A 26,565-nucleotide genomic window follows, 5' to 3' on the forward strand; every position below is an offset into this window, starting at 1 on the left:
AGGTGTTGCAGAGTATTCAGCCAACGCGCCGTTCGTCCGGCTCTTATGAATAACGACCCGCGCTGTCCTAAAGCGTTCGCCTGGCGCGACTACTGGGCAGTCTGCATCTTGCGACGATACGGAAAGACATCGATCACCTTGCCGTCGCTGATTGCCTGCTGCAGGCCCTTCCAATAGTTAGCGTCGTAGAGCTCTCCATGCAGCTTCGCGAACAGCCGGCGCTGCCCGAGATCGGCAAACAGAAAGCGAGGAAACTCCTCAGGGAACACATCGTTGGGCCCGACGGAATACCAGGGCTCAGATGCCATTTCATCTTCGGGGTATCGAGGCTCGGGGATGTAGCGGAAATTGACCTCGGTGAGAAAGCATATCTCGTCGTAATCGTAGAACACGACGCGGCCATGGCGGGTTACACCGAAGTTCTTCAGCAGCATGTCTCCGGGGAAGATGTTGGCAGCCGCCAGTTGCTTGATAGCCAGCCCGTAGTCCTCCAACGCTTCATGGACCTGCTGTTCGCTTGCGTTTTCCACGTACAGGTTCAACGGGGTCATTCGCCGCTCGGTCCAGCAGTGACGCACCAGTACCGTATCGCCTTGGACCTCGACCGTAGAGGGTGCAACCTCAAGCAATTCAGCGAGGCACTCTGGTTCGAATTTAGCTTTTGGAAAGCGGAAATCGGCGAACTCCTGCGTGTCCGCCATGCGCCCTACGCGGTCGACACTTTTCACCAAGCGGTACTTTTCCACCACCGTCGCACGGTTAACGTTCTTGGTATGGGAAAAACGATCCTTGATGATCTTGAACACGGTATTGAAGCCAGGCAGCGTGAACACGCTCATCACCATCCCGCGCACGCCGGGCGCCATGATGAAGCGGTCGTCAGTGCTGGCCAGATGGTTAATCAGCGCACGGTAGAACTCCGACTTGCCGTGCTTGTAGAAACCGATCGAGGTGTACAGCTCGGCGATGTGCTTGCCGGGCATGATCCGCTTGAGAAAGCCGATGAATTCCGCCGGGATAGGGACCTCCACCATGAAATACGAGCGGGTGAAGGAGAAGATGATCGAAACCTCCGCCTCATCGGTAATCAGGGCATCGGCAAGCAACCCATCGCCTTCCCGGTGCAACAGCGGGATCACCAGCGGCCATTGCTCGTCGCAGGTGAAGATGCGCCCCACAAGATAGGCGCCTTTGTTGCGATACAGCACCGAGGTGAAGAGTTCGACGACGAGCTCCGGATCCTTGCAGACCCAATCCGGCAAGGACCCCTGCAGCTGTGTCTCGAGCCGCTGCAAATCTCCCTCCCGATCGCCGTACGGCACGTCGAACGCAAAATCGCTGAGAATCTGTTCGAGCACACCGTGCAGATCACCGCCGGGTTGGTAGCGCCGCGTCTGCGCCATTCGCTGGGCGCGGTTAGCCGGCCGCGTGGTGTGGATGAACATGGTGCTGTCATTGATGCAGTCATGGCTGAACAGGGTACAGAAGATCGAGTTGTACCACGTTTCCGAAAGCTCATCGTCAAAGCGTGGATTGATCAGTCCAATGTATTCACCCTTGACCTGCGGCCAACGGTTCACGTCGAGCAGAACCGCTGGTTGCACAGCAGAGCGCAAGGCGGCCGCTGTCTCGCTGACTTTTTCTTCGTACAGGTTGATACGGGCCGCCGACGCACGCTGGGCATCTTGCCACCGGGCTTGCTCGAAGCGTGCCCGGGCGCCCTCAGTGATCAGCCTGAAATGCTCGCGGTAGTCATCGAAGCCCAGAAGGATCTGCTGGGCGATCTCGAGGTTCGGCGAATGCTGCGCCATATCATTTATCTCGCTGCATGAAAGCCTCGAGCTTATCCACAGCAACTGCTCAATGAAAGCGAGTCAGCTCACGGGCGTTTTGAAAGCGTGTGTAGAGTTGTCAGGCGAGCCCGCCTCACCCACCCTGACGACTCGACCGCGGCGCTCTGCCATGCGACTTCTCGACCTGTTGCGTCTGCTCAGTCTTGCCGCTGTCTGGGCTGCCAGCTTGTCTTCATGCGACTCGTCGCGCCGGAGCTTGGCACCTTTCCCAGCGCTTTCTTCCGTGTGCGGTTCGCTTGCATTGGCCTGCTGGCGATTCTGGCGCTCATGCGGACCTGCCGGGATTTTCGCGGCAAACTCAAGCGGCGCCTGAGCCCGGAGGGTGGCCCGCTGATCGCCGTGGCGCTCTGACTCGTGCTGAAACAGCCATCATCCACGGTTGAGACTGCGCCCCACCCCCAACGCGGCTAGGCGGACTCGGCGCCTGCTTTCCTCAAGCTGCGCCAGGCTGCAACACATCCCGGCGCAGCGTTGATTACTGCTGCAGCTCCTGCTCGCCGAACATATCGGCAAACAGCATGGTCGACAGATAACGTTCAGCGGAGTCAGGCAGGATCACGACAATATTCTTGCCCTGCATTTCCGGCTTTTCGGCCAGACGAACCGCCGCCGCCATCGCAGCGCCGCAGGAGATCCCACAGAGGATGCCTTCTTCGCGCATCAGGCGCAGCGCCATGGCCTTTGACTCATCATCATCGACACGCTCGACCTGATCGACGATCGACAAATCCAGATTCTTCGGCACAAAGCCGGCGCCGATCCCCTGAATCTTGTGCGGACTCGGTTTGACTTCTTCGCCCGCCAGGGTCTGGCTGATTACAGGGGAGCTGACCGGCTCCACCGCAACGCTCAGGATCTGCTTGCCCTTGGTGTTCTTGATATAGCGCGACACGCCAGTGATGGTGCCACCCGTTCCCACGCCCGCCACCAGCACGTCGATATTGCCTTCGGTGTCGTTCCAGATTTCCGGCCCGGTGGTCTTTTCGTGAATGGCAGGGTTAGACGGATTTTCGAACTGTTGAGGCATGAAATAGTTGTCAGGATCGGATGCTGCAATCTCGGCGGCTTTCTCGATCGCGCCTTTCATGCCTTTTGCCGGTTCAGTGAGCACAAGTTCAGCGCCGAGCGCCTTCAATACCTTGCGACGCTCCAGACTCATCGAGGCCGGCATGGTCAGCATCAGCTTGTAGCCCCGTGCAGCCGCGACGAAAGCCAGGCCAATACCGGTATTTCCAGATGTCGGCTCGACGATGGTCATGCCTGGCCTGAGCCGGCCGTTTTCCTCGGCGTCCCAGATCATCGCCGCACCGATTCGGCATTTGACCGAGTGAGCCGGATTACGACCTTCGATTTTGGCCATGATGCTAACGCCCTTCGGGCCCAGCCGATTGATCATGACCAACGGGGTATTCCCGATGGCCTGCGCGTTGTCAGCAAAGATGCGGCTCATGACAGTGTCCCTGCGAATGTAAATCGGACTGATCAGCGTATGCCCAGTCGCATGTCTCGTCCAGCCGAACTCACCATCGCGTGCCAAGGTCCACCCAGGTAAGCCATTCAATGATGACTTTTCGACCAGACCAGGCCCGTCATGAAAAAAAGCTACCGACTCCCGCTGTGGATACTGCTGTCAGTCGCCCTGTTACTGCTGATCGTTCACCTTGCCCTGCCCCACCTGGTACTCAATTACCTGAACCAAAAGCTGGCGGACATGGGCGAGTACCGAGGCCAGGTCGATGACGTAGACCTGGCCTGGTGGCGTGGTGCTTATCGAATCGACGGCGTGCTTATCGAAAAGAAGAACGAGAAGGTCCAGGCACCGCTGTTCACCGCATCCACGATCGATATCGGCTTGAGCTGGCGAGCACTCCTGCAGGACCAAGCTCTGGTTGGCGAGGTCACGCTGGAGCAGCCGAAGCTCAATTTCGTCGATGGCGAAGCGGCAGACGACTCACAGACCGGCGAAGGGGTCGATTGGCGTGGGCAACTGAACCAACTGGTGCCGTTTACCCTGAACGAGCTGCGTGTCATTGACGGCCAACTCTCGTTTCGCAACTTCGAGTCCGATCCGCCGGTACATATCTATGCCAGCGCGATCAATGCGAGCCTCTATAACCTGACCAACACGGCCGACGCGCAAGGCCGCGTCGCGACGTTCGAAGGTACGGCACAGTTTCTCGATCACGCCCCCATGGAAGCCACTGCTAACTTCGATCCCTATACCGACTGGGAAGATTTCGATGTGAACCTGCGCCTGACCAACGTCGAACTGACCAAGCTGAACGACTTTGCCAATGCTTACGGCAACTTCGATTTCGCTGGCGGAACCGGCGACGTGGTGGTGGAAGTCGAGGCGAATGACAGTCAGTTGGACGGCTACATAAAGCCCCTGCTACGCAACGTCGAGGTGTTCAACTTCGAGCAGGATATCGAGCACCAGGACAAGGGGTTCTTTCGCGGCATTTGGGAAGCCGTGGTCGGTGGCACCGAAGAAGTCCTGCAGAACCAGAGCAAGGAACAGTTCGCGACACGGGTAGAACTGTCGGGCAGTACCAAGAATACCGACGTCAGCCCTTTTCAGGCCTTCATCTCGATCCTGCGCAACGCCTTCGTCGAAGCCTTTTCTGCCCGTTTCGAACGCTCACTGAGCGAAGACAACGAATGAGGACCATCCGAAATGCAGCGCCCATTCAGTGACTGAATGATCCGCTCACGTTCACACTCGGGCGCCCATCACTTATAGTCGGTCGTCTAAATCAACATGCAGTGCCTGCGTGCCAGGCCCGATCCAAGGAAACTCCGATGAAGTTCGAAGGCACCCAGTCCTACGTCGCCACAGACGACCTCAAACTTGCCGTTAATGCGGCCATCACCCTGGAGCGTCCGCTTCTGGTGAAAGGCGAGCCGGGCACCGGTAAAACCATGCTGGCCGAGCAACTGGCTGAATCATTTGGCGCGCAGCTGATCACCTGGCATATCAAATCCACCACCAAAGCCCATCAGGGGCTTTACGAGTACGATGCCGTCAGCCGACTGCGTGACTCGCAGCTGGACTCCGACCGTGTCCACGACGTACGCAACTACATCAAGAAGGGCAAGCTGTGGGAGGCGTTCGAGTCCGAGCAGCGCGTCATCCTGCTGATCGACGAGATCGACAAGGCCGATATCGAGTTCCCCAACGATCTGCTGCAAGAACTCGACAAGATGGAGTTCTACATTTACGAGACCAACGAAACCATCAAGGCCAAGCAGCGGCCGATCATCATCATTACCTCGAACAACGAGAAGGAACTGCCCGACGCCTTCCTGCGCCGCTGTTTCTTCCACTACATCGCCTTCCCCGATCGCGACACGCTGCAGCGGATCGTCGACGTGCACTACCCCACTATCAAGAAGGATCTGGTGGCCGAAGCGCTCGATGTGTTCTTTGATGTACGCAAGGTGCCAGGCCTGAAGAAGAAACCGTCCACCAGCGAGCTGGTCGACTGGCTGAAACTGTTGATGGCCGACAACATCGGTGAAGCCGTCCTGCGCGAGCGCGATCCGACCAAGGCGATCCCGCCGCTGGCCGGCGCCCTGGTGAAAAACGAGCAAGACGTGCAATTGCTTGAACGGCTGGCGTTCATGAGTCGTCGCGCCAGTCGCTGACCGGCGGCGGTTCACAGGAGCCGGACGCCTCACTTACTGGAGGAAGATCCATGCAAACGCATACCGGTAGTTGCCTCTGTGGCGTCGTTCGTTATCGCATCGACGCGCCGATCAACGAGCTGACCCATTGTCACTGCAAGATGTGTCGCAAAGCCCACGGCGCGGCGTTTGCCACTTATGCGGGCGTGCCCCTGGATGCGTTTCACTTTCTCTCCGGCAAGGATCAGTTGGGTGTCTATCACTCGTCCGACCATGTGACCCGGACGTTCTGCATTCGCTGCGGCTCCAACCTGCAATTCGTCGACAACCGCGAGCATGAGCTCGGCGTTGCTGCCGGCACGCTCGACTCGCCGTTGCCCGCCCCGCCTCAGGCGCACATTTTTGTGGGCTCGAAGGCGGACTGGTACGAGATCCGCGACGGACTCCCGGCGCACGACGAAGACCGCTGACCATTAACACAAGGTGCCGCGATGACGGCACGCCTGAGGTTCTGCCATGTTGCTTGGCCTGTTCAATGAGATGCGCGCCGCCAAGGTTCCGGTGTCGCTGCGCGAACTGCTCGATCTGATCAATGCGTTGAAACACAACGTCGTGTTCGCCGATATGGATGAGTTCTATTATCTGTCGCGCGCGATTCTGGTGAAGGACGAGCGGCACTTCGACAAATTCGATCGCGCTTTCGGCGCCTATTTCAAAGGCTTGGAAAATCTGGATCAGCATATCGAGGCCTTGATCCCGGAGGAGTGGCTGCGCAAGGAGTTCGAGCGGTCCTTGAGCGATGAAGAGCGCGCCAAGATCGAGTCGCTAGGCGGCCTGGACAAGCTGATCGAGGAATTCAAGAAACGTCTCGAGGAGCAGAAAGGCAAACACGCCGGCGGCAACAAGTGGATCGGCACGGGCGGTACCAGTCCTTTTGGCTCCGGCGGCTACAACCCCGAGGGCATCCGCATCGGTGACGCAGGCAAGCGTCAAGGCAAGGCGGTGAAGGTATGGGATCAGCGCGAATACAAGAACCTCGACGATCAGGTCGAGCTGGGGACGCGCAACATCAAGGTCGCGTTGCGCCGCTTGCGCAAGTTCGCTCGCCAGGGCGCGCAAGACGAACTGGACCTGGACGGCACCATCGACCACACCGCCAAAGACGGCGGCCTGCTGAACATCCAGATGCGCCCCGAGCGTCGCAATGCGGTGAAGCTGCTGATCCTGTTCGACATTGGCGGTTCGATGGATGCGCACGTCAAGGTCTGCGAAGAATTGTTCTCCGCCTGCAAGACGGAGTTCAAGCACCTCGAGTACTTCTACTTTCACAACTTCATCTATGAGTCGGTGTGGAAAAACAATTTCCGCCGCACTTCCGAACGCACCTCGACCCTGGACCTGCTGCACAAGTACGGTGCCGACTACAAGGTGGTCTTCGTTGGCGACGCGGCCATGGCGCCTTATGAAGTCACCCAGCCTGGCGGCAGCGTCGAGCACTGGAACGAGGAAGCCGGCTACGTCTGGATGCAGCGCTTCATGGAAAAATACAAGAAGCTCATCTGGATCAACCCTTACCCGAAGGACACCTGGGGCTACAGCTCCTCCACCGGCATCATCCGCGACCTGCTGGAGGACCGCATGTATCCACTAACCTTGAGCGGACTGGAAGAAGGCATGAAGTTTTTGTCGAAATAGGTCGCTATATACCTTCAGCCGCAGGGACGCACCGATGAAAACACGATGGGCCCTCTCTGGCCCGTCACAGCCGTGACGGCCATCACCATGGCCGGTGCGCTACAGGCAGCCTTTGGCTTCTCAGGTGAGCGTGCCATACACCGCATCGGTGCCCATGCGCCAGCGATAGTCCACTATGCGTTGGGGCTATCAGCAGGCCATCATCATCGTGAATCTAGCCGCTTCGGCTCTGCTACTGATTTGGTGGCTAATTTGGTGGCTAACCGCAACGGCCAAGCCGACTCACCGACCCGCGTTGAGGCTGGCAAATGCTGCATTCGGTAGTTGGTTACTGGTCCAGATGCTGGTGATCTGGACGGTTGTCTTGGGCATTCTTCAACAGGTGTCAGGTTTACCCGATGGACAGCCTATTCAAGCTGCCTTATTGATCATTGGTGCCTCTTCGCTCAGATGGCTGATCCCGTCGACCTTCTACTTGCCTATCCTTCAGTCAGGTTTGAGGGAATGGGCTGACCGCGTCACCGCGCGAGTAACACATCCCCAAGGTGTCCGGACTATCGCTGCGACGGAAGCCGGCTAGCCGTACGACGGCGGCGTCGATAACGCTGCGGGAGCAGAGCCTGGCGAAGCCATACGAAGAGGCTTTCAATGATCCATGCAAGCAACAGCGCGCAGCTTAGGCCCCAGGCGATGGCCTCGGGTGCCAGCAGTACCTGAAAGCGGTAGCTATTCCAGACCTGGCGTCTGATCTCATTGTTTGCCCCGACCAACACGTGCCAGGCCTGTGCGTACCAAGGCCCTTCCATGATCCGCCATTCACGATCGAGCAAACGCGCGCGCTCGACCAATGCCGAAACGCTGCGCGCATCGCTCTGAAACACCGCATCTTCGCTGGCTCGGTAATGCTCGACCAGGGCGTTCAGATCACCTTTGAAAAATCGCCCGGCTGTTTCCTGGAACCCGGCCAGACCCAGCCGGGCCTCTAGCCGACGCGCCTCGACGTGATCACTGTAAGCATCGATGAAGCCCGGCACCTGAATACCGATGAGCAACCCAAGGGCAAACAAGGTCAGCCGCAGATAGCTTCTCAACATCACTGCACCTGCCCGCGCGCAACGCACTCGCCCAATCGCCACAGCGTCCATTCGCCGGATTGATGAATATCCCACCGCTCGTTGTCGGTTAATGGCTCGGTTGCCAGCACTGTCACGACGTCGTTTGGCGTCGTCTCCGCGTTGAAGTCCACCGTCAGTTCGGCATCTTTCAGTTGCGCCGGGCCGAAGGGCGCGCGGCGGGTGATCTGCGCCAGCTTGGTTGAGCAGAAACTGAACAGCCATTCACCATTACTGAGCAAGCAGTTGAATACGCCTTTGGCACGGTAACTGGCACAGGCACCGAGCAGATGCGCAACCAGATCCTCCGCGGCGACCCGCTCCGGAAAATCGCCGCGTATCAGATTGAGCAGATCGCAGAATGCCGCTTCGCTGTCCGTATCCCCTACCGGCTGATAGAAGCCGCGCGCCGGGCTGAAATCCGCCAGTTGGCCATTGTGGGCAAAACACCAATGCTGCCCCCACAGCTCCCGGACGAAAGGATGCGTATTGACCAACGCGACCTTGCCGACGTTGGCGTGACGGATATGGCCGATCACCACATGACTTTTGATCAGGTAATGCTGAACCATCTTCGCCACTTCCGACTCGCAGCTGGCCACCGGATCTTGGAACAGTCGCAGACCGCGACCTTCGTAGAACGCAATACCCCAGCCGTCCTTGTGTGGTCCAGTGCGGCCGCCGCGTTGCATCAGCCCGGTGAAGCTGAAATGGATGTCGGTGGGTACATTGGCGCTCATGCCGAGCAGTTCACACATGCGCTATCTCCCGATAGGTTCTGCTGCGCCTTGGGCGAGAAAGGTTCAGTGTCAGAGTCTGGGTTCGGTCCGCGCCCCGTAGCGGTTCGTCGGACGGTAGTCCTCTTCGTCGTCATCCTCGAGTCGTTCGCGCAGGGTACGAGGATCCTCATGGCGCGATTCGCTCGGGTGCTGTTTCGCCCGCCGCTCGATCAGCCAACGTATAAGCACAAAAACTACATAAATCGCGAATGCAATCAAGCCGTAGAGCGCGAGGTCAGCCACGGCACGCCAGGCATTACTGCCGACCTTGAACAGCAGATCCAGGGCTGTGATGGCGACCGCCGGGGCGAACAGGTCCTTGGCGGGATCGACAATCGTCGGCGTCAGCAGCAACACGGCCATGATCAGTCGCAACGGCTCGCGCAGCCAGCGCCACAGGGGACGGGTGATGCGCAACCAGACCAGCAAGCAGCCCAGCGCGGCGATACCGTAGGCAGACCAGGCAAGCAAATATTCATTGGCGGGTAGGAACATGGCGATCTCTGTACAGGCCGGAGGAAGCCCCGGCATTAACGCCGGGCATGATAACAGTCGTGAGCGGCGGCACGGCTAGCCAACTGATGCAATGCAGCTGGCCATTGCGCATCCAACGCCGTATAAGTCCTGAAAAAATGCGTTGTGGTCCATATCGCGTGCCTAGAAGCCATACTTGTAGCAACCGACATTTCAGGAGATTCACCATGATCTACCAGCATATTCTGGTCGCCACTGACCTGAACGACGATTGCCATCCAATGGTCGCGCGCGCTCAGGCGCTGGCGACCGTCAGCGGTGCGAAACTGGCGCTGGTCCATGTCATCGAACCCATGGCGATGGCCTTCGGTGGGGACGTACCAATGGATCTTTCGATGCTGCAACAACAGCAGTTCGACCAGGCCCGTGAGCGCTTGGCCGGGTTCGCCGATCGTTATCCGGGGCTAACCGCGGAACAACGCCACCTGGCCTACGGCCAGCCTCGTCAGGAAATTCACCGGCTGGCCAAAGAGCAAGGCTGTGACCTGGTCGTGGTGGGCAGCCATGGCCGTCACGGCCTCGCTTTGCTGCTCGGTTCCACGTCCAATGACATCCTGCACGGTGCGCCCTGCGATGTGCTCGCCGTGCGCCTGAAAAAACCCGAGTGAACCGTCGCCCGGCCAGAGTCAGCTGGCTCAGGCCGTTTCGACACCCCCCTCCCCCGCGCTCATCACAAGTGGCCGGATCAATGGTTTGCACTGCTGATGATTCAGGCGCGTCCATCTCGGTGCCAGCTTCGCAGTCTCGTGATCAAAGACACGGGCCGGCTCGATCCGGTAGCCGACCTCATGCTCATTATCGAGGCCGGGGTCACGTCGTTGCGGACGGCTCAGCCCTCCAACTCGGCCCAGCGCTCGAGCAGCGCATCGAGCTCCAGCTGCATCGCTTCGAGCTTGGCGAGGGTTTCGCCGGTCCGCTCAGCAGCCTGTTGATAGAACGCCGGCTGTGCCATCTCCTCTTGTAGCGCAGCGATGCCCTTTTCCACTGCGTCAATCTTGCCCGGCAGTGCTTCCAGCTCGCGCTGAACCTTGTAACTGAGCTTTTTTTGCGCAGGGGCCGGCTCAGCGGGCGCTTGCTGTGCAGCCGGCTTGGCCTGAGCCGCCTCGGCCTTCGCCTCTTTGCTCTCCTTGCCTTCACCGACGCCGAGCAACTTTACCGAGCCGCCTTGACGCAGCCAATCCTGATAGCCACCGACGTATTCACGAACCACGCCATTGCCCTCGAATACCAGCGTGCTGGTCACTACGTTATCGAGAAATGCCCGGTCGTGGCTCACCATCAGAACCGTACCCTGGAAACTCAGCAGGACTTCCTCCAACAGCTCGAGGGTTTCCACATCGAGATCGTTGGTGGGCTCATCGAGGACCAGCAGGTTGGCGGGTTTGCTGAACAGCTTGGCCAGCAAGAGCCGTGCCCGCTCTCCGCCGGAGAGCGCTTTAACCGGCGTACGGGCACGCTGGGGACTGAACAGGAAATCTCCGAGGTAGCTCAGGACATGTCGGTTCTGGCCGTCGATGGTGATGAAATCGCGTCCCTCGGCAACGTTGTCAACGACGGTCTTTTCCAGTTCCAGCTGGTGACGCAGTTGGTCGAAATATGCCACTTCCAGCTTGGTGCCGGCTTCGACCGTGCCACTGGTTGGTTGCAAATCGCCAAGTAGAAGCTTGAGCAACGTGGTCTTGCCGGTACCGTTGGCGCCGAGCAAGCCGATACGGTCGCCACGCTGCAACACCGTCGAGAAGTCGCGAATCAACAACTCGCCCCCCGGATGTCCGAAGCTCGCATGTTCGACGACGATGACCTGCTTGCCAGACTTCTCAGCCGCATCGATCTGAATGTTGGCCTTACCCTGGTGCTCGCGTCGTTCGCTACGTTCAGCACGCAGGGCTTTCAGCGCTCGCACGCGCCCTTCATTGCGGGTACGCCGCGCCTTGATGCCCTGGCGAATCCACACTTCTTCCTGAGCCAGCTTCTTGTCGAACAGCGCATTGGCCGTCTCTTCGGCTGCCAGCTGCTGCTCCTTGTGCACCAGGAAGCTCGCGTAGTCGCCGTTCCAGTCGATCATATGGCCGCGATCGAGCTCAAGAATGCGGGTCGCCAAGTTCTGCAGGAACGCGCGGTCGTGGGTGATGAACAGCACCGCACCGTTGAATCCGGTGAGCGCTTCTTCCAGCCAGGCGATAGCGCCGATATCCAGGTGGTTGGTGGGCTCGTCGAGCAACAGCAGATCGGGCTCTGACACCAGCGCCTGGGCCAGCAGCACGCGTCGTCGCCAACCTCCGGACAACTCGGCGAGGATTTTGTCGGCCGGCAACTGCAAGCGGCTCAAGGTGCTGTCCACCAGCTGCTGCAGGCGCCATCCATCCTTGGCTTCGAGCGCCTGCTGGACATGCATGAGCTTGTCGAGATCGGCTTCGTTCTGGATGTTCTGGCTCAGATGATGGTATTCGGCAAGCAACTGCCCCACCCCGGCCAGCCCCTCGGCGACCACATCGAAGACGGTACGCTCATCGGCAATCGGCAGTTCCTGCGGCAACTCGCCAATCTTCAACCCTGGCGCTCGCCAGATTTCGCCGTCATCTGGTAGCTGGCTGCCCTTGACCAGGCTGAGCATGCTGGATTTGCCGGTACCGTTGCGCCCGATAATACAAACCCGCTCACCCCGCGCAATCTGCCAGGACACTCCATCGAGCAATGGATTGTTGCCATAGGCGAGGGACACATCGGTCAACTTGAGCAGGGTCATGACTATCTCCGGAAAACAGGGCGCGCATTCTAACAGAAGGCATCGCCCCGTCGGACTGCAGCGGACACCTGGCGGCCTGTTTGACAATGAATTTCCGCCGGCTCGTCAGCTTCTGCCTGAGCGGACCAGGACAGCCCGGACCCGGCACGGACATGACGCTCGTCGGAAGTTTCGCTTTGAGCCTTTCAAGCGCTTAATCCTCGTTTAACTGCTTGACCGGCCAAGCTAAGCTAGCCGCAGAAATTCCCCGTACCCCCCGTTTTCGGAAGTCTCATGCGCGGTCGACTCTCCAGTATCTGTTTGTGTCTGTTTCTCTCCGCCATCACCCTTGAAACCACCCAAGCTGCGAGTTTGCAGCAGCGTCAGTTGTACGACGAAGCCAAGCGGGCTTTGGCCAAGGGCGATAGCGGGCCATACCGGCGCCATGCCAGCGCACTACGTGACTATCCGCTCGAGCCCTATCTGGCATACGACGATCTGACCGCACGGTTGAAAACGGCCAGCAATGACGAAGTGGAGAAATTTCTCGCCGCGCATGGGGATTTGCCACAGGCGAGCTGGATGAAGTTGCGCTGGCTGCGGTTGCTGGCGGCACGCGGCGACTGGAGCCCCTTCGTCGCTCACTACGACCCAAAGATGAACTTCACCGAACTTGACTGCCTGTATGGTCAATACCAGCTCATCAGCGGGCAGAAGGAACAGGGCTATGCCACCGCCGAAAAGCTCTGGCTGGTGGGCAAGTCCCAGCATAAGGCTTGCGATGCCCTGTTCGAGCGCTGGGAAGACGCAGGGCAGCTTACCGAGGCGCTGCGCTGGGAACGGGCCAAACTGGCAGTCGAGACCGGCAATCATGGCCTGGCCAAGTTCCTGGTCAAAAGTCTGCCGACGCTGAAAGCACAGGGCGAGCTTCTGCTCGATGTCGCCCAGAAGCCACAGCTGCTCAGCCAGCCTGAACGCTTCTCGCCAGCCACCGAGACCATGGGTGATATCGTCTCGATCGGCTTGCGCCGGTTGGCCCGTGCAAACCCGGAGCAAGCCCTTGGACTGCTCGACAGCTACGCCAGCCGGATGTCCTTTTCAGCGCAAGAAAAGGTTTCCATCGCACGTCAGATCGGCCTCACCCTGGCCAAGCGTTTCGACCCCCGCGCACTCAAAGTCATGGCTGAATACGACCCAGAGCTACGTGATGACACGGTCAGCGAATGGCGGGCTCGCCTGTTGCTCCGCCTGGGCCGCTGGGATGACGTCTATGCACTGACTCAGCGATTCCCCGAAGAGCTCGCCAACAGCAATCGCTGGCGGTACTGGAAAGCGCGCAGCCTGGAACTGGCCAAACCCAAAGATGAGCGAGCCGTCCAGCTCTATCAACCGGTCGCTGGCGAGCGCGACTTTTACGGTTTCCTTTCGGCTGACCGCATCCAGGCGCCCTACAAGCTCAACCATCAGCCCCTCGCGCTTGACCCCAAGCTGGTCCAGAAGGTCCGCGATACCGCTGGGATTCGCCGCGCCATGGAATTCCATGCTCGCGGGCAAATCGTAGATGGGCGCCGCGAGTGGTATCACGCCAGCAGGTTGTTCAGCCGCGACGAGCTGGTTGCCCAGGCGCGACTGGCCTATGAAATGGAATGGTACTTCCCTGCTATTCGCACCATTAGCCAGGCGAAGTATTGGGACGACCTGGACATCCGCTTTCCCATGGCCCATCGCAGCAGCCTGGTGAACGCCGCGAAAGCGCGTGAAATCCACCCGAGCTGGGTGTTTGCAATCACTCGCCAGGAAAGCGCCTTCATGGCCGACGCTCGCTCCCACGTGGGCGCCACAGGCCTGATGCAGTTGATGCCGGCTACGGCGAAAGAAACCGCCAGGCGCTTTGGCATTCCGTTGTCGTCGCCCCAGCAAGTGCTCAACCCCAACGTCAACATCCAGCTGGGCGCTGCCTATCTCAGCCAGATCTACGGTCAGTTCAACGGTAACCGGGTGCTCGCCTCGGCCGCTTACAACGCCGGACCCGGGCGGGTTCGCCAATGGCTGAAGAATGCAGATCACCTTCCGTTTGACGTGTGGGTCGAGAATATCCCGTTCGATGAAACCCGCCAGTACGTGCAGAACGTACTGACCTATTCGGTCATCTATGGGCAAAAGCTCAACTCGCCGCAGCCACTGGTGGAGTGGCACGAGCGCTACTTCGATAATCAGCGATAAGGCGCACCGATTGGATGAGTTGCGGCGTATGGCGCCGCAGCAGGGTGCGGTGGCTTGCCCGAGCCGACGCTACTCGAGCACTTCCACGGGCATGCCAATCTGCAAGAGGCCTGTGCCTTCGGCAATGAGGTTCTGACCGAAGAATACGCCGCCATCGCCCTTCCGGTAGCTCATCAGGGTAGCCAGTGGTTCATGGACGGCGCTCCGCTCACCGTTCAGCGGATCGATGGTCGGGATGATGCAACGTGAGCAGGGCTTGACCACGCGGAACGCCAGCTCACCGATGCGAATGCGCCGCCAGCCATCCTCGGCGTAGGGCGCCGCCCCGGCGATCACCAGATTGGGCCGAAACCGGCGCGCATCGAGTATGTGCCCGACCCGCGCCGAAAGATCATCGAGTGATCGCTGGCCGATCAACAGAAACGGAAATCCATCGCTGAATGCCGTGCGCTCGTCTGGCCGGGCATAGTCCTGATCGACCTGGATGCCACGCGATGTGGGCAGATGCACGAGCCGACACGGACGATCAAGCAGGCGTGTCAGCCACTCAGCCGCAGCGTCGCCAGCATCGGGCACCTGTAGGCTTTCGCGCCAGATCTGCACGCCACGCTCAACGCCACCCTCCTCCGGGACCGCAACAACCAACGCATCCATCCCCGGCGCCGTCAACAGTAGCTCGGCGTCGCCTTGCCAGCGAGCGTTCAGCAAGGCCATGCCCGGCAGCATTCGCTGGGTCAGGAATTTTCCGCTTGCGGCGTCGACCACCATCCAGCGCCGGTCACCATACACACCCAGCTCGTCGCATCGCTCCTGTTCCAGTAACTCAGCCGAACCGGATTTGAGTGGAAAACGGTACAACGAGAAAAGGTGCATGCGGGGCCCTCGAGCGATTGGTCAGGTCAGCGTGTTTCGTCCAGCAACAAACGTTCGCGGACGACGTCCACCAGTTTCTCCGGCTGAAACTTGGAAAGGAAGTTGTCACAGCCGACTTTCTGCACCATCGCCAGGTTGAAGCTTCCAGAGAGAGAGGTATGCAACACCACGTAGAGATCACGCAGGCGCGGATCGTTGCGGATCTCCGTCGTGAGCCGGTAGCCGTCCATTTCCGGCATTTCGGCATCGGTGAACACCATGAGCAGACGATCGGTGAGCACCTCCCCACTATCTGCCCAGGCCTTCAGCTTGTTCAAGCCCTTCATGCCATCGCTGGCGGCGTGCACGGTGATGCCCAGCTGGCTCAAGGTTTCTCGCAGCTGCGCCAGGGCGACGGTCGAGTCGTCGACGCATAGCACTTCACGCCCCCTGGCGCGCTCGAGCACCGGATCGGTCAAGCGCTCCGGCGCGATGCTCGTGTTGTAGGGCACGATCTCAGCCAAGACCTTTTCCACGTCAATGACCTCGACCAGCCTGTCCTCGACCTTGGTGATGGCGGTGAGGTAGTGCTGCCGTCCCGCGGTGGTCGGCGGCGGCAATACTTCCTCCCAGTTCAAGTTGAGGATGCGGTCCACGCCGCCGACCAGAAACGCCTGGATCGAACGATTGTATTCAGTCACGATGATGGTGCTGCGCTCATCCGGAACCAAAGGTCGCAAGCCAATGGCACGCGACAGGTCGATGACCGGCAGCGTCTGCCCGCGCAGGTTGACCACCCCGCATACGGAGCCGTGCCGGTGCGGCATCAGCGTCATCTTCGGCAGCTGCACGACCTCCTGCACCTTGAACACGTTGATCGCGAACTGCTGCCGTCCGGACAGACGGAACATGAGAATTTCCAGGCGATTCTGCCCCACCAAACGGGTGCGTTGATCGACTGACTCCAGAATGCCGGCCATTGCGGGCTCCTTTGGCGAATAAGGGACTCAGGAGCTATCGGCCGCAAGTGCCCATGCTTTATCCGCTGGCTACAGATTTTGTCAGTCCTTCCCGCTCGTTGCGCACGTATTTCAACCGCAACGGGTCAGGCGGATGGATCATCGTGCTTGATCAATGGCTCGTCACGCAGCAGCGGGCTGTCCGCTGGCAGATGCAACCGCAGCGCTCGGCGTTTCACGGAGAAACGCATCTGCTTCGCGACGACCGGTTCGCCGTCAAGATTAATACTGATTTCTTCGGGCGCCTCTACCTCGAACCATGGCGCACGGGCCTTGATCGAGACCGTATCGATGCCCAGCAGTCCGCCACTCAGCAAGGTACCGAGCGTCCCCACCGCGTCGGCCGGTGCAGGGACGATACAGATATCGAGCAAGCCGTCGTCGATCGAGGCCTGAGGGCAAAGCTGCTGGCCACCACCCGACTGGCGGCCGTTGCCTATGCCCAGCGCGAGAAATTCCCCCTCCCAGGTAAAATCGGGCGCCACGAAGCGCCCCCAGGTCGCCCGCAACTCGCTGAAGCGCGACAAGCCCGCCAACAGATAGGCACTCCCGCCCAGAACCCGTTTCAGTTCTGACGGCGTAGTGGCGGTCACTTTGGAGCCGAAACCACCTGTCGCCATGTTCATGAAGAGCTCGCCGTTCATTTCACCGACGTCGACCCAAACAGGTTCGCGATTGAGCAAGGTGAGCGCATCAAAGGGTTCCAGCGGTATTTCTGCCGCATGGGCGAAGTCATTGGCGGTGCCCAGCGGCAACACCGCCAAACTCGCGTCAGCGCCGCTGCCGATCAGAGCCTGCACCATCTCCCGCAAGGTCCCGTCACCGCCGCCCGACACCAGGGTCCGATAACCCGCCGCCAGCGCTTCCTTGACCAGGCGCGCGGTGTCCCCCGGCTCCCACGTCACCCGGACGGCGAGCTCGTTACCCAGCTGACGCCATTCGGTTACGGCCGCTCTAAGTTCTTCGTTGAGCGCTTGCTTCCCATGAAGGACGAGCAATGCCTTGGGTTCATTCATTCGAGTCGTTCCAGTCATCCGTTTCAGTATGCGCAGGTAGACCCGTTCCAGGCGCATAAAGTTGTGAAAAGGCCTCTGTCTACAAGCTTAAGCCGACCACGAAAAACACTGACCATCGGTCAGCAAAGCAGCAAAAAAAAACCCGCAAGCCGACCGTTTTGGGCCGCTTTATGACCTAGATATCAATCAGTTGCATAGTGCATTTAATTCTTTGGGGGCGATTGGCTCTTTCCACGATTCCGGTGAACTCATTTCTTGAAGGGCGGTCGGAGCACTTGTCCAGGTGAGGGTTGCAATAGCGGCCTGCCATCAGAACCGCGGATCGCGGCGATCAAAACGAGTATCGAGCTAGCAATAGCCATAGGAAGGAGCCTTGTATGCGCTTACAGTCCGTTGGAACCCTAGAGTACGCCCACCCCAGTTTCGTTGATTACTTTCTTGCCAGCATTCGCCTGATTCACGGGCTGACCTCCGTGCTGCCGGGCGCTCTGTTGTTGCTGTTCCTGCCCCTCGACCTGCCCGCAGGCGGAGGCACGTTCGGTACATTCCTGATGTTTTTCGGCGTGATCAGTGTCGTCATCTTCCAGTCGGTAGGCATCTACAGTGAGGAAGTATTCAGTACGCTGCTGCGCTTCCGCACCATGATCGTCGCCTGGGCCGCGGCTTTCAGCTTGATGATTTTCATGCACCAGGGCCTCGGCATGTTCGGCTACCTCGAAGCCAAACACCTGACCTTCTGGTTCGTCACCAGCGGCATCCTGTTCGGCGCCGAGCGACTGATGATGCTCGCGCTGTTCCGTCGCCTGATGGCCAAAGGGGTGTACCTGCAGAATGCCGTAATCCTTGGTGGCACCGACAACGGCGTGCGCGTTGCCGAGTATCTGGCGCATCACCGCGATATCCGCACCGGTGTGCTCGGCTTCATCGACGACCGCCTCGAGCGCCTGCCGAAGACGTTGGCCGATCTGCCGCTGCTGGGCAACACCCGCGACCTGGAACAGATGATCCGTGAGGAAAAGGTCACCCAGGTACTGGTCGCGCTGCCCTGGTTCGCCGACAACCGCATCGGTCAGCTGATCAACGAGCTGCGCAGACTCCCCGTCAACGTTCTGCTGGTACCGGACATGGTCGCTTTCCGCCATGCCAACAAGCGCATCACCGAGGTCGGTGGACTGCCTACGCTGATTGCCTCCGATCTGCCGCTGCGTGGCTGGTCGCCAATGTTCAAGCGCATCGAAGACATCGCGCTCTCCAGCCTCGCCCTGCTGGCGGCTGCCCCGGTCATGCTCCTCCTCGCAGTGGCAATCAAGCTCGATTCGCCTGGCCCGGTGTTGTTCAAGCAGAAGCGCTACGGCTATAACAACCGACTGATCGAAGTGTTCAAGTTCCGCTCGATGTACGATGCCAAGTCGGATGCCAATGCCGAACGGCAAACGACGCGCAACGATGACCGCATCACCCGAGTGGGTCGCTTCATCCGCAAGACCAGCCTCGACGAGCTGCCACAGCTGCTCAACGTATTCCTCGGCAGCATGTCCATGGTCGGTCCGCGCCCCCATGCAACCGCGACCAAGGCCGCAGGCGTGCTGTTCGAAGACGCCGTATCGGAATATTCCGCACGGCACCGCGTCAAGCCCGGCATCACCGGCTGGGCGCAAATCAATGGCTACCGCGGCGAGACCGATACCCTGGAGAAGATCGAGAAGCGCGTCGAGTACGACCTCGACTACATCGAGCGTTGGTCGGTCTGGTTCGACGTCTACATCCTTGTCCGCACCATCCCCGCCCTGCTGTTCAACAAGGATGTTTACTGACTGTCACACGCGTTGACCCGCTCCATCCTGGCAACAAGCCACATTCATGCGCGAGCGCAGCAGGAAGATTGAACTAATGAAGCGACCCACTATCAGATTGGCGTTCTACAACAGGCAGACCTGTATGCCCACGACACCTGGGCTACGAGGCTGAGCGAAATGTTCCAGAATATATTGATTGTCTGTGTGGGCAACATCTGCAGAAGCCCCGCAGCCGAAGCGTTGCTAGCCCACAAACTTGAAGGCAAAGGCCTGACGATAAGCTCGGCAGGCATAGGTGCACTAGTAGGCAACCCTATGGACAAGACTGCACATGAGGTGCTTAGCGACCACGGAGTGGAACACACATCCCACCGTGCCCGTCAGGTCGATAGCAAAATGCTGCATCGCGCAGACCTGATCCTTGTGATGGAACAAAGCCACATCCAGCGCATTCGTCAGATCGCCCCCGAAGTACATGGCAAAACCTTCCTGCTGGGTAAATGGCTGGATGATACGGAAATCCCTGATCCCTACCGCCAGTCCAAGCCCGCATTCGAACATGTTCACAGCCTTCTGACTCAGTCCGTTGAAAGCTGGCTTCCTTACCTGCGATAAGAAGAAGGAACTTCAATGACCACCATGCCCCGACCCATCTATGAAACAAAAGAGGACAAGGACATTGACCTGGCCCACCTCTTTGATACGTTTCTAAATAACCGAGCACTGATACTCACCATTACGGGGTTCTTCGCCGCGCTGGGCGTTGCCTATGCCCTGCTCGCAACGCCGGTATATCTGGCCAGCGCGATGATTCAGATCCAGGCGAAAGGTGGCTTGCCAAGCCTTACCGATGTGGTTGGCACCGCCCCTGCCGTTTCGCCGGCGCAGACCGAAATCGCACTGCTCAAGTCGCGCTCGGTGGTTGGCGGAGCGGTTGAGGATCTGAACCTCGACATCATCATCGAGCCTCACCACTTCCCGGTGGTCGGCGGTTATATCTTCCGTCGGTTCGAGCCCACCGAGGAAGGTGAGCTGGGCTGGTATCCCGAAGGCTTCGAATCCTACGCCTGGGGTGGCGAGTCGCTGCGCGTCACGCAGCTGATCGTGCCAGACAAAATGCATGGCGAAGAGCTGACGCTGGAAGCTGCCGAAAGCAACGGATTCATTCTGCGCGACCCCGACGGCGAGATCGTCGTGCAGGGGGTCGTCGGCGAGCCCATCGAGACCCCGGATTACGGCATCACCGTGGCGGAGCTGAACGCACGGCCGGGCACCACCTTTACCGTAATCAAGAACCGCACCTACGCCACCACCGAGGACTATCAGAATCGCCTGAATGTCGGTGAGCGCGGCAAGCAGTCGGGCATCCTCAACGCGACGCTGGAGGGCACCGATCCAGAAAAAGCTGTCAGGGTGCTTGAGGCAGTAGCGCAACGCTACGTCGACCAGAACATCGCACGCAACGCAGCGGAAGCGACTCAGAGCCTGGAATTTTTGAGTGAGCAGGTGCCGGAAGTTCGCAAGAAGCTCGACGCTGCACAGACAGCCCTGAACGCGTTCCAAACCGGCAATCGTTCGGTAGATATTACGGCGGAAACCCAGTCGGTGCTCGACCGCATCGTTGACCTGGAGAGCCAGATCTCCGAGCAGAACCTCAAACGCACCGAGATGGAAAGCCGCTTCACCCGTCAGCATCCCAATTTCCAGGCGCTGATGAACCAGATCAATCAGCTGCAAGCGCAAAAGACTGAACTGGAAAAGCAGATCGGCACCCTGCCGTCTACTCAGCAGGAGCTGCTGCGCCTCAACCGCGATGTCGAGGTTTCTTCTGAAACCTATTCGATGCTGCTGAACAAGACCCAGGAGCTGGACATCATTCGTGCCGGGACCGTGGGCAACGTGCGCATCGTTGACCACGCTGCGGCAGACATCGACGAGCCGATCAAGCCGAACAAGCCGTTGATTGTCATCGTCGCCACGCTGCTTGGCGGGATTCTTGCCGTCGCCTTCGTGTATGTCCGTGAAGCACTCAAGCGTGGCGTGGAAAATCCGGAAGACATCGAGCGCGCTGGCATTCCGGTGTACGCGGCGATTCCGTTCAGCGAGAAGCAGGGCCTGCTGGAAAAGCGCTTGGCCAATATCAAGCGCGACAAGAGCAGCGCTTCGTATCTGCTCTCGATCAACGACCCCGCCGATCTGGCGACCGAAGCGATGCGCAGTCTGCGCACCAGCTTGCACTTCGCGATGATCGAGGCGAAGAACAACATTCTGATGATCACCGGCCCGAGCCCGGCGGTGGGCAAGTCGTTCGTGACCAGCAACCTCGCCGCAGTTATCGCGCAGTCCGGCAAGAAAGTGCTGCTGATCGACGCCGACATGCGCAAGGGGTATCTGCACAAGGTCATGCGCTGCCAGGGTGAAAAAGGCCTTTCCGACATCCTGTCTGGCCGTATCACGCTGTTCGATGCAATCCAGAAAACCCAGCTGAACAACCTGCACGTGATCACCCACGGCCAGCTACCGCCTAACCCATCGGAACTGCTGATGCACGAGAACTTTTCGCGCTTCGTCAAAGAGATCAGCAGCATGTACGATCTGGTGATCTTCGATACTCCGCCGATCCTGGCCGTGACCGACGCCGCACTGGTCGGCAGCCAGGCCGGCACCACCCTGATGGTGACGCGTTACGGGCTGAACGGCGTGAAGGAAATCGAGTTCGCCAAGCGCCGCCTTGAGCAGAACGGACTTCTGGTCAAAGGCGTCATCTTCAATGCCGTGGTGCGCAAGGCGTCGACTTATAGCGAGTACGGTTATTACCAGTACGAGTACCAGAGCAAGTAACGCTTCTCTGAATATAAATAAGTCACGGGCACATTACCCGATTGAGACTAACCGAACCGCTCTCCTGATTATCAAGGAGAACGGTCCGCATCCTGAGCGGTTGCAGGAGCTGAACATCAACAGGGCCGTCGAGTTGACAGTGGCCCTCTGAGGATAAAGGTCATCATGGAACGTCGCCCCCTTTCTCTATTGGTTCGCAGCGCAAGGTTGATAGCCGGCCTGACGGTTGCCGGATGCGTGTCGTTCGTGCAAGCGCAGCCCAGCGAAGATAAAGGCATCGACCTGATCGGCATCAATATGTCTGGTGCAAACTTCGCTCCGCATATCACGCCTGGAAAAGTGGACACCAATTATTTTTATCCTGAAGAGAAATACTTCCAATACTACGCGGACAAGAACATTCGCTTGATTCGGTTCCCCTTCATCTGGGAGCGCCTGCAACATGATCTGTACAAAGGCGTGAATTTCGATCAGATGCGGCTGCTCAAACGAACGCTCGACTTCGCCGCCCAACATAACCAGAAGGTCATTCTGGATATGCACAACTATGGGCGGTACAAGGGCAAGCTGATCGGTTCGCCACAAGTACCCTACGAAGCTTACGCAACTGTTTGGCGCAAGCTTGCCGAAGCATTCAAGGACCACCCTGCATTGTTGGGCTACGACATCATGAACGAGCCCCACTCCACCGATGGGTTGTGGCCCGGAGCGGCCCAGGCAGCGGTCGATGCCATCCGCAAGGTGGACATGGACAGCTTGATATTCGTCGAAGGTGACCGCTGGGCGAGCACCTTTCACTGGCGCTACGTCAATGAGGATTTTCTGATCGAAGATCCGGCAGACAAGATCATTTACGAGGGACACATGTACCTCGACAAGGATTTTTCCGGGCGCTATACGAAGGACGAGGTGGTCGATCCAATGTTAGGGGTGGAGCGCGTTCGGCCGTTCGTCGAGTGGCTGAAGGAAAACAACCTGAAGGGTTTTCTCGGCGAGTACGGTGTACCTGGCCATTCCGATTCGATGCTGGTCGCCATGGACAATCTGCTCGGCTACCTCAACGAAAATTGCATGCCCAGCGCCTACTGGGCGGGCGGCCCAGGCTGGGGCAAATATGTTTTGGCTATTGAACCGCTCAACGGCAAGGACAGGCCTCAGATGGATGTCCTGCAAAAGCACATTCCCAATAGCTGCAAGGAGTATGGCCCTACCCGGCAGCCTTGACAGGGTCACCGGCCATGCCGTCAGCGGCTGGTGGCATGGTTCGCGGTGAATGGTATTGGTGTGAAGCCGTTCAGAAAGTTTTCAGCGAAACCTGAGAATTACACGCAACCCTGCCGTGCCTCGCTTGTCCAAATTCCACCTCACATCGAGCGGCTTAATGCGGGCGGAACTCAAGTGACCCAGCGGCAATCCAACCAGCCTGGGTACTGAACCATTGCTGGAGTCGATGGACCTACAACCCCGCTCAGCGATACATAGCGATACATAAAGTGGCGGCGCACCGAAGCCATTGATGTGCAATCCTAAGCTTGAGTTTGTTGCGGCGTAGTTATCTGGAATGGACATGCACCTAAGGACCCAGGTGATGACAAACATCAGCTCGAAATTTTTCTTCTTGCCGTTGACCGTGCTGGCGATCATCCTGCACTTTTCGGTGTTTGGTGACAGCACGCATAACCCGATCGGCTTCAAGTTCCTCAACGAAGCCTATCTGGCTGTTTGCCTAGGTCTTTCGCTCCTGTTGATTCTCGCCAGTACCGAGGAGGCTTCCAGAGAATTCCGCATCCTGATGTATTACGCTTTTTACAGCGTTTTCGTGTTCACCGTGCTACCTGCGATCTTTTCGTTCTATACCTTTGGCCAGCCAATCACCTACGGCCTGATCGAAGAACGCCGGATTCTCTTTACATTTGGCTTCGTACCGCTGCTGTTGCTTGCCAAGCACATCAGCACCCGCCAGTTCGAGCATGGGTTAATCTACGCGGCACTGATTGCCGTGATCCTGTCGTGGTGCTTCAAGTTCGGGCTGGTCCCGGATCTGCGCGAGGAGCAAACGTCCTGGGACCGCCCGGACCGCTCATCCATCGGGCCGTTTCTGATCTGTTTCGTCTATTTCTACTGCATTCAGGTATGGGCAAAAGGCAAGTCGCCTATCAATGGCGAACCACGACAGCGAAAACTGTACATCCTGGTTGCCGCCGTGCTGTTGCTGACCCTGGTCTTCGCCACCCAAACCCGCCAATTGATTGTGCTATGCCTGGCATTCACCTTGTTCTCATTAAGGGCCAAGGCAATTATCTGGGCTGCCTCGCTTTGCGTGCTGCTGTCGCCGCTGTTTTTTTATCCAGAGCTCCTTGAAGTCCTCGGCCTGAATGTCGAGTTCTACGAGAGCAGCCTGGACGGCGACGTGGAGGATGGCGTGCGCCCCCATACGATCGCCTCCGTCTTCAGTCATTTGAGCCTGGTTAACTGGCTACCCAGCGGATCGTTATCGCTGATGTGGCAGGACGGCTTCATCCCCTATTTCGGTGAGCACTTCTTCCTGTCCGACATTGGTATCATTGGCACGCTGTTTCGGTTCGGTTTTCTCACTTTTCTGCTGGTTCCCCTGACATTGTTTGTCTACCGCTGGATTGCCCGCAGTATCGAGACCGACATGGAGTTCACCTACGCAGTAATGCTCGCCTTCTTCGTGATCTGGCCACTTAACGGTTTATTCGAATATACCCAACCAGTCATTTGTATGCTTTTCGTATTACATGCTCTAAGGGCACGCCATCTTCGCAGCAAGGAACGAGTACATGAACGTCGCACTTATTCTCAACTACAAAGCTGCTACTGAGACGATCAGCTGCGCTGAAAGCCTGCTCGAGCATTGTACGACGATTGGCCATATCGTCATCATCGACAACAATTCGCAGGACGGTTCCGCCATCGCCCTTCAAAACTGGCTGGACGAAAAAGCTTATTCAAATGTGACGTTGCTTTGTAATCCGGACAACAGCGGTTATGCGGGCGGCAACAATTTCGGGTTGCGCTGGGCAATGGAGCACCTGCAGCCCGATTATTTCTGGGTTATCAATAACGATACCTACGTAGACAGTGATGCCTTTTCACCGCTACTGGAAGCATTGCAGCGCAATGATCGCCAGTTTGTCGGCTCGCTCGTACTGAGCGCCGACACAGGCCGGCTGGAGTGCTACGGAGGCGGAAAGCTCTATCCGATTCTCGGCAAGGCTCGTTTACTCGGCAAAGACCAAAGCATCGAAGCGTCTCAGCAACAGAATCCTCAGCACGTTCCTGATTACATCATGGGCTGCAGCCTGGCCTTTTCGGCCGCGTTGACTGAAGAAATCGGTTTGATGGATGAAGATTACTTCATGTATTTCGAAGAAGTGGATTGGCAATACCGTGCGAAACGCTTTGGTGTTTCGACCAGAGTGATCCCTGAGAGCCGCCTGTATCACTACGGCTCGCTCAGTCTGGGCAACCGCTCCGCGTTTTATCACTACTACCGTAACCGAGCAGCCACCCGTTTCAATAAGCGTTTCTACGGCCCGGCATTCGCACTCGTCTCCGCGTTTCTGCTTTCGGCCGTTACAACCGTCAAGGAATACAAAAATCCCACCCTCGCCTGGTCAGGTATCAAGGGCGCCTTCAAGGGAGTAGCAATGAGTGTCGAGTGATACTAATGCGTTCGGGATAGATTTCTATTCCGGCAATAAGAAGACTTTATTGACCTGCATACGCGAGGGAGTCAAGCAACCCTATTCGTTTGTGGTGACGCCGAACGTTGACCACCTCGTTCAACTGGAACATGACGAACAGCTGCGTGATGCTTATTTCAAAGCGCGCTGGAGAGTCTGCGACAGCCGCATTCTACTGTCACTGTTGAGCCGCCTGGGCGTGCATCTGGATGAAGCTATTCCGGGCAGTGATCTGACGCTCGATCTGCTCAAATGGGCGGACCGGGATCGGCTGCGAATTGTCCTGATCGGTTCGGCGGCATCCGAAGCCGACAAACTCAGAGCCCTCTATCCCGGCATTTCCCTTTATCACTACAACCCACCGATGGGCTTTATAAAGAAGCCGGAAGAAGTGCAGCGTTGCCTGCAGTTCATCCGTGAAAATCCATCGGAGCTGGTTCTCTATGCCGTGGGTACGCCGCGCGGAGAAGTCTTGGCCGCAGCCACTCAGCCCTATGAGCGCACGGGCATGGGCTTCAGTATCGGCGCCTCCATCTCTTTTGCGACGGGCACCATCAAGCGGGCCCCGAAGTGGATGCGCGAATACAAACTCGAATGGCTGCATCGCATGTGCATGGAACCGCGCAGGCTCGCCAAACGCTATTGGGCGGATGCGCTGTATATCGTGCCAGCCTTTTTGCGGGAAAAAAGTTCCAGGCACAAAGGCAGCCCAGCAAAACAGGAATCTTGACCGAATATTTGCAAGCCATCTTCCGGACACCCCGGTCACTGAATGCAGTGGTC

Annotated in this window: 22 protein-coding genes and 1 pseudogene; 14 read left to right on the forward strand and 9 right to left on the reverse strand. The window is 58.4% G+C overall.

The window, feature by feature from the left end; genetic code table 11:
* Positions 1-89: 89 nt before the first annotated feature.
* A complete protein-coding gene (gene aceK, locus NA637_RS02620) occupies positions 90-1,811 on the reverse strand; it encodes a bifunctional isocitrate dehydrogenase kinase/phosphatase (RefSeq protein WP_256070912.1) in 1,722 nt (573 codons plus the stop codon).
* A 151-nt stretch (positions 1,812-1,962) separates the two neighbouring features.
* Here aceK and NA637_RS02625 point away from each other — a divergent pair.
* A pseudogene (locus NA637_RS02625) lies at positions 1,963-2,153 on the forward strand (EamA/RhaT family transporter); the annotation flags it as partial.
* A gap of 175 nt (positions 2,154-2,328) precedes the next feature.
* Here NA637_RS02625 and cysK read toward each other — a convergent pair.
* Complete coding sequence (gene cysK, locus NA637_RS02630) at positions 2,329-3,303, reverse strand: cysteine synthase A (protein WP_256070913.1); 975 nt, start codon at positions 3,301-3,303, stop codon at positions 2,329-2,331.
* 141 nt (positions 3,304-3,444) lie between these two features.
* Between cysK and NA637_RS02635 the strand changes: the two genes are divergently transcribed.
* The 4 genes from NA637_RS02635 (at position 3,445) to NA637_RS02650 (ending at position 7,175) form a co-directional block, all read left to right on the forward strand.
* A complete protein-coding gene (locus NA637_RS02635; protein WP_256070914.1) occupies positions 3,445-4,518 on the forward strand; it encodes a DUF748 domain-containing protein in 1,074 nt (357 codons plus the stop codon).
* A 137-nt stretch (positions 4,519-4,655) separates the two neighbouring features.
* Positions 4,656-5,501 carry an AAA family ATPase gene (locus NA637_RS02640; protein ID WP_256070915.1) on the forward strand — a complete coding sequence of 282 codons (846 nt, stop codon included), beginning with the start codon at positions 4,656-4,658 and terminating at the stop codon, positions 5,499-5,501.
* 50 nt (positions 5,502-5,551) lie between these two features.
* Entirely contained in the window at positions 5,552-5,950 is a 399-nt protein-coding gene (locus NA637_RS02645) for a GFA family protein (protein ID WP_256070916.1), read from the forward strand.
* A 46-nt stretch (positions 5,951-5,996) separates the two neighbouring features.
* On the forward strand, positions 5,997-7,175 hold the full coding sequence (locus tag NA637_RS02650) for a vWA domain-containing protein (protein WP_256070917.1): 1,179 nt from the start codon (positions 5,997-5,999) through the stop codon (positions 7,173-7,175).
* A gap of 554 nt (positions 7,176-7,729) precedes the next feature.
* On the opposite strand, the gene NA637_RS02655 is transcribed toward NA637_RS02650, so the two are convergent.
* The 3 genes from NA637_RS02655 to NA637_RS02665 are packed head-to-tail and all read right to left on the reverse strand — an operon-like array spanning position 7,730 to position 9,561.
* Positions 7,730-8,269, reverse strand: a complete 540-nt coding sequence (locus NA637_RS02655; RefSeq protein WP_256070918.1) for a DUF2937 family protein — start codon at positions 8,267-8,269, stop codon at positions 7,730-7,732.
* Positions 8,269-9,045 carry a class II glutamine amidotransferase gene (locus tag NA637_RS02660; protein WP_256070919.1) on the reverse strand — a complete coding sequence of 259 codons (777 nt, stop codon included), beginning with the start codon at positions 9,043-9,045 and terminating at the stop codon, positions 8,269-8,271. The genes NA637_RS02655 and NA637_RS02660 overlap by 1 nt, the downstream gene beginning before the upstream one ends.
* Before the next feature lie 51 nt (positions 9,046-9,096).
* A complete protein-coding gene (locus NA637_RS02665; protein WP_256070920.1) occupies positions 9,097-9,561 on the reverse strand; it encodes an MFS transporter in 465 nt (154 codons plus the stop codon).
* A gap of 206 nt (positions 9,562-9,767) precedes the next feature.
* Here NA637_RS02665 and NA637_RS02670 point away from each other — a divergent pair, with 206 nt between their 5' ends.
* The gene (locus tag NA637_RS02670) at positions 9,768-10,208 is read left to right on the forward strand and encodes a universal stress protein (protein ID WP_256070921.1); all 441 of its coding nucleotides are present in this window, start codon (positions 9,768-9,770) and stop codon (positions 10,206-10,208) included.
* 221 nt (positions 10,209-10,429) lie between these two features.
* Here NA637_RS02670 and NA637_RS02675 read toward each other — a convergent pair whose 3' ends face one another.
* Positions 10,430-12,346: an ATP-binding cassette domain-containing protein gene (locus NA637_RS02675; RefSeq protein ID WP_256070922.1), complete on the reverse strand. Its 1,917-nt coding sequence runs from the start codon at positions 12,344-12,346 to the stop codon at positions 10,430-10,432.
* A 273-nt stretch (positions 12,347-12,619) separates the two neighbouring features.
* Here NA637_RS02675 and NA637_RS02680 point away from each other — a divergent pair, with 273 nt between their 5' ends.
* Positions 12,620-14,548, forward strand: coding sequence for a transglycosylase SLT domain-containing protein (locus NA637_RS02680; RefSeq protein ID WP_256070924.1), 1,929 nt, complete (start codon positions 12,620-12,622; stop codon positions 14,546-14,548).
* A gap of 69 nt (positions 14,549-14,617) precedes the next feature.
* On the opposite strand, the gene NA637_RS02685 is transcribed toward NA637_RS02680, so the two are convergent.
* The 3 genes from NA637_RS02685 to yegS all read right to left on the reverse strand — a co-directional run bounded on the left by NA637_RS02685 (position 14,618) and on the right by yegS (position 17,435).
* Complete coding sequence (locus NA637_RS02685) at positions 14,618-15,421, reverse strand: MOSC domain-containing protein (RefSeq protein WP_256070925.1); 804 nt, start codon at positions 15,419-15,421, stop codon at positions 14,618-14,620.
* A gap of 26 nt (positions 15,422-15,447) precedes the next feature.
* The gene (locus tag NA637_RS02690; protein WP_256070926.1) at positions 15,448-16,380 is read right to left on the reverse strand and encodes a chemotaxis protein CheV; all 933 of its coding nucleotides are present in this window, start codon (positions 16,378-16,380) and stop codon (positions 15,448-15,450) included.
* Positions 16,381-16,505: 125 nt separating this feature from the next.
* Positions 16,506-17,435: a lipid kinase YegS gene (gene yegS, locus NA637_RS02695; protein WP_256070927.1), complete on the reverse strand. Its 930-nt coding sequence runs from the start codon at positions 17,433-17,435 to the stop codon at positions 16,506-16,508.
* 377 nt (positions 17,436-17,812) lie between these two features.
* On the opposite strand from yegS, the gene NA637_RS02700 reads away from it, so the two are divergent.
* The 7 genes from NA637_RS02700 (at position 17,813) to NA637_RS02730 (ending at position 26,512) form a co-directional block, all read left to right on the forward strand.
* Positions 17,813-19,249 carry an undecaprenyl-phosphate glucose phosphotransferase gene (locus tag NA637_RS02700; RefSeq protein ID WP_256070928.1) on the forward strand — a complete coding sequence of 479 codons (1,437 nt, stop codon included), beginning with the start codon at positions 17,813-17,815 and terminating at the stop codon, positions 19,247-19,249.
* A gap of 159 nt (positions 19,250-19,408) precedes the next feature.
* Positions 19,409-19,846, forward strand: coding sequence for a low molecular weight protein-tyrosine-phosphatase (locus tag NA637_RS02705; protein ID WP_256070929.1), 438 nt, complete (start codon positions 19,409-19,411; stop codon positions 19,844-19,846).
* Between the two features lie 15 nt (positions 19,847-19,861).
* The gene (locus NA637_RS02710) at positions 19,862-22,072 is read left to right on the forward strand and encodes a polysaccharide biosynthesis tyrosine autokinase (protein WP_256070930.1); all 2,211 of its coding nucleotides are present in this window, start codon (positions 19,862-19,864) and stop codon (positions 22,070-22,072) included.
* Between the two features lie 165 nt (positions 22,073-22,237).
* On the forward strand, positions 22,238-23,296 hold the full coding sequence (locus NA637_RS02715) for a glycoside hydrolase family 5 protein (protein WP_256070931.1): 1,059 nt from the start codon (positions 22,238-22,240) through the stop codon (positions 23,294-23,296).
* Between the two features lie 364 nt (positions 23,297-23,660).
* On the forward strand, positions 23,661-24,917 hold the full coding sequence (locus tag NA637_RS02720; protein ID WP_256070932.1) for a hypothetical protein: 1,257 nt from the start codon (positions 23,661-23,663) through the stop codon (positions 24,915-24,917).
* Entirely contained in the window at positions 24,877-25,761 is an 885-nt protein-coding gene (locus tag NA637_RS02725) for a glycosyltransferase family 2 protein (protein WP_256070933.1), read from the forward strand. The genes NA637_RS02720 and NA637_RS02725 overlap by 41 nt, the downstream gene beginning before the upstream one ends.
* Complete coding sequence (locus NA637_RS02730; RefSeq protein ID WP_256070934.1) at positions 25,751-26,512, forward strand: WecB/TagA/CpsF family glycosyltransferase; 762 nt, start codon at positions 25,751-25,753, stop codon at positions 26,510-26,512. Before NA637_RS02725 ends, NA637_RS02730 begins: the two co-directional genes overlap by 11 nt.
* Positions 26,513-26,565: the final 53 nt, after the last annotated feature.

Source organism: Stutzerimonas stutzeri (genome assembly GCF_024448935.1).
Taxonomy (GTDB): Bacteria; Pseudomonadota; Gammaproteobacteria; order Pseudomonadales; family Pseudomonadaceae; genus Stutzerimonas; species Stutzerimonas stutzeri_AO.